We start from the raw sequence: 3,752 nt of genomic DNA on the forward strand, positions 1-3,752 counted from the left end.
GATGGCAAAACTTTGGCTTCTGCAAGCAGTGACAACACCATCAAACTGTGGCACCTGCAAACCCAAAAACCCATCGCTACCCTCACCGGGCATAGCAATTCGGTCAATAGCGTCGCCTTTAGTCCAGATGGCAAAACTTTGGCTTCTGCAAGCTATGACAACACCATCAAACTGTGGCACCTGGAAACCCAAAAACCCATCGCTACCCTCATCGGCCATAGCAATGAGGTCTATAGCGTGGCTTTTAGTCCCGATGGTTTGACTTTGGCTTCTGCCAGTGATGACACGACCATCAAACTGTGGCACCTGGAAACCCAAAAATTCATCGCTACCCTCACCGGGCATAGCAGTTCGGTCTGGAGCATCGCCTTTAGTCCAGATGGCAAAACTTTGGCTTCTGCCAGTGATGACACGACCATCAAACTGTGGTATCTGGAAAGCCAAAAACCCATCGCTACCCTCACCGGGCATCAAGGTTCAGTCTGGAGCGTCGCTTTTAGTCCAGATGGCAAAACTTTGGCTTCCGCAAGCGGTGACAACACCATCAAACTGTGGAACCTGCAAACCCAAAAACCCATCGCTACCCTCACCGAGCATCAAGGTTCAGTCTGGAGCGTCGCTTTTAGTCGCGATGGCAAAACTTTGGCTTCTGCAAGCGGTGACAACACCATCAAACTGTGGAACCTGCAAACCCAAAAACCCATCGCTACCCTCACCGGGCATAGTAGTTGGGTCAATAGCGTCGCTTTTAGTCCCGATGGCTTGACTTTGGCTTCTGGAAGCTATGACAACACCATCAAACTGTGGCATCTGGAAAGCCAAAAACCCATCGCCACCCTCACCGGGCATCAAGGTTTGGTCTGGAGCGTCGCCTTTAGTCCAGATGGCTTGGCTTTGGCTTCTGGAAGCAGTGACAACGCCATCAAACTGTGGGTTTGGGATTTCGATAAACTAATGGCATTCGGTTGCAATTGGATCGGCGATTATCTCAGAACCAACCCGAAAGTGACAGCAGAGGATAAACAGATGTGTGCTGATTACCTCAATCAACGGTCAATCAAATTAGAGACAGGTAAAAGATTTAGTGAATCGACACCGATTAAATTGGTCAAATCAAGAGATTTGTGACTTAATGGAAATAGTGAGTGGTCATCCTTATTTAGTGGGAGTTGCTCTCTACCAAGTTGCCAAGGAGAGAATTACCTTATATCGGTTGCTAAAAGTCGCTTTTACTGAAGAAAGCCCTTACTACGATAATTTACGGCGCCATTTAGTTAACTTGGAAAAAAATGCCTAACTAGCAGTAACAATTAGACAAGTCATTAACAGCGGAAAAGTTGTCAAACCCACTCACCTTTAAATGTGATTGACTTAGGTATGCAACCTTTAAAAGGAATTCCTGAACCTGTACGACTGTACAAATTGATTCCTTAATTTTCTGATTTTCCACCTATAAATTAACAAAAACCTATGAAAGATTATCAATATCAAGTTGGGGGTAGCCTGCCTGCAAACGCCCCAACTTATGTCAGTCGAAAGGCGGATGAAGAACTTTATCAAGCTTTAAAAGCCGGAGAATTTTGCTATGTTCTTAATTCCCGACAAATGGGGAAATCATCCCTGCGAGTGCGGACAACGCAGCGGTTACAAGCAGAGGGAATAGCCTGTAGTAGCATTGATATCACAGAAATTGGCACCTCAGATATTACACCAGAAGAGTGGTATGCAGGCGTGATTGATAGCATCGTCAGCCGCTTAGATTTGTATGACGTTTTTGATTTAGATGAATGGTGGGAGCAGAATAGGTTACTATCGAATGTTAAACGATTTAGTAAATTTATTGAAGAAGTATTGCTCAAGCATATCTCAGAAAATATAGTAATTTTTGTCGATGAGTCGGACAGCTTAATCAGCTTAAATTTTAAAATAGAAGATTTTTTTGCTGTGATTCGTGATTGCTATAATAATAGAGCTGATCAACCCGACTATCGTCGATTAACATTTACAATGTTAGGGGTAGCTACTCCCTCAGATTTAATTCAAGACAAGCGACGCACTCCTTTTAATATTGGTCGAGGGATAGATTTAACGGGGTTTCAATTAGCAGAAGCCCAACCTTTGGCAGTGGGGTTAGAAACTCAAGCAGAAAATTCGCAAGCATTGTTAGAAGCAGTGTTATATTGGACAGGAGGACAGCCATTTTTAACGCAAAAAGTTTGTAAATTACTGCTCAATTACGCCAACTCTGCCTCAATCCAAAATCCCGCTGAGTGGGTAGGAAAGTTAGTTCTAGAAAAGGTGATTGATAATTGGGAAGGACAGGATGAACCAGAGCATTTAAAGACGATTCGAGATCGCATTTTACGCAGCGAACAGCGTGCCAGTCGGTTGCTGGGACTGTATCAGCAAATTTTGCAGCACCGTGAAATAGCGGCGCATGACACTCCCGAACAAATGGAACTGCGATTAACCGGGTTAGTGGTTAAGCAGTCTGGCAAACTTAAAGTTTATAACCCGATTTATCAATCGGTTTTTAACCTTGATTGGGTGGAAAAACAATTAGCGGAACTCCGCCCTTACAGCGAAAGTTTTAAAGCTTGGATAGAGTCTAATTTCCAGGATGAATCGCGACTGTTGCGGGGTCAAGCCTTGCAAGATGCTCAAACTTGGGCGGCCGATAAAAGTTTGAGCGATTTGGATTATCAGTTTTTAAATGCCTGCCGGGGATTACAACAGCGGGAAGTTGAACGAGATTTAGAAGCACAGAGACAAGCCAATCAACTTTTGACAGAAGCAAATAAGACCCTCACTCAAGCACAGAAAAAGGCATTAAAAATTAGAACTCTAACTTCGGTTGTAGCTGGGGTGGCTTTGTTAGTGGCGTTTGGGGCATCTTTTTTTACCGGGAAGCAAGTCACTGAAGCTAAGAAGTTAGCAGATGTCATACAGGAAACGGCTTTTTCCAATCAATCATTGAGTTCCGGACAGAAATTTCAAGGATTGTTGGAAGCATTGCAGGCAGGGCAAACCTTCAAACAACTCGATGCTTCAGCGGAAGCGACAAAAGATATTAAAGGACAAGTGATAGCTGCGCTGCAATCAGCAGTTTCTGAGGTTAAAGAGCGCAGTAGTTTGGAAGGACATCGCAGTTCGGTCATCAGCGTCGCATGGAGTCCCGATGGCAACACATTGGCTTCTGCCAGTGGTGACAACACTATCAAACTGTGGAACGTGCAAACCCAAACAGAACTCAAAACCCTCACCGGGCATAGCAGTTCGGTCATCAGCGTCGCATGGAGTCCCGATGGCAAGACATTGGCTTCTGCAAGCGATGACAAGACTATCAAACTGTGGAACCTGCAAACCCAAAAAGAACTCACCACCCTCGCCGGGCATAGCGATTCGGTCTGGAGCATCGCTTTTAGTCCCGATGGCAAGACATTGGCTTCTGCCAGCGGTGATAACACTATCAAACTGTGGAACCTCGAAAGCCAAAAACCCATCACTACCCTCACCGGGCATAGCAATTTGGTCAATAGCGTCGCTTTTAGTCCCAATGGCAAGACATTGGCTTCTGCCAGCGGTGATAAAACTATCAAACTGTGGAACGTGCAAACCCAAAAAGAACTCAAAACCCTCACCGGGCATAGCAATTTGGTCTGGAGGGTCGCTTTTAGTCCCGATGGCAAGACATTGGCTTCTGCCAGCGGTGACAAGACTATCAAACTGTGGAACCTGCAAACCCAAAAAGA

2 protein-coding genes and 1 pseudogene are annotated in these 3,752 nt (G+C 45.1%); all 3 read left to right on the forward strand.

The window, feature by feature from the left end; translation table 11 throughout:
• A pseudogene (locus QUA25_RS13755) lies at nucleotides 1-1,128 on the forward strand (WD40 repeat domain-containing protein); the annotation flags it as partial.
• Nucleotides 1,085-1,297: an AAA-like domain-containing protein gene (locus tag QUA25_RS13760; protein WP_333038646.1), complete on the forward strand. Its 213-nt coding sequence runs from the start codon at nucleotides 1,085-1,087 to the stop codon at nucleotides 1,295-1,297. The pseudogene QUA25_RS13755 and the gene QUA25_RS13760, both read left to right, overlap by 44 nt.
• Before the next feature lie 173 nt (nucleotides 1,298-1,470).
• Nucleotides 1,471-3,752: AAA-like domain-containing protein (locus QUA25_RS13765; protein WP_333038649.1), on the forward strand; the 2,282-nt coding region annotated here is incomplete at its 3' end.

Origin of the sequence: Microcoleus sp. Pol17C6 (assembly GCF_036701145.1) — a bacterium.
In the GTDB taxonomy this organism is placed as follows: domain Bacteria; phylum Cyanobacteriota; class Cyanobacteriia; order Cyanobacteriales; family Microcoleaceae; genus Microcoleus.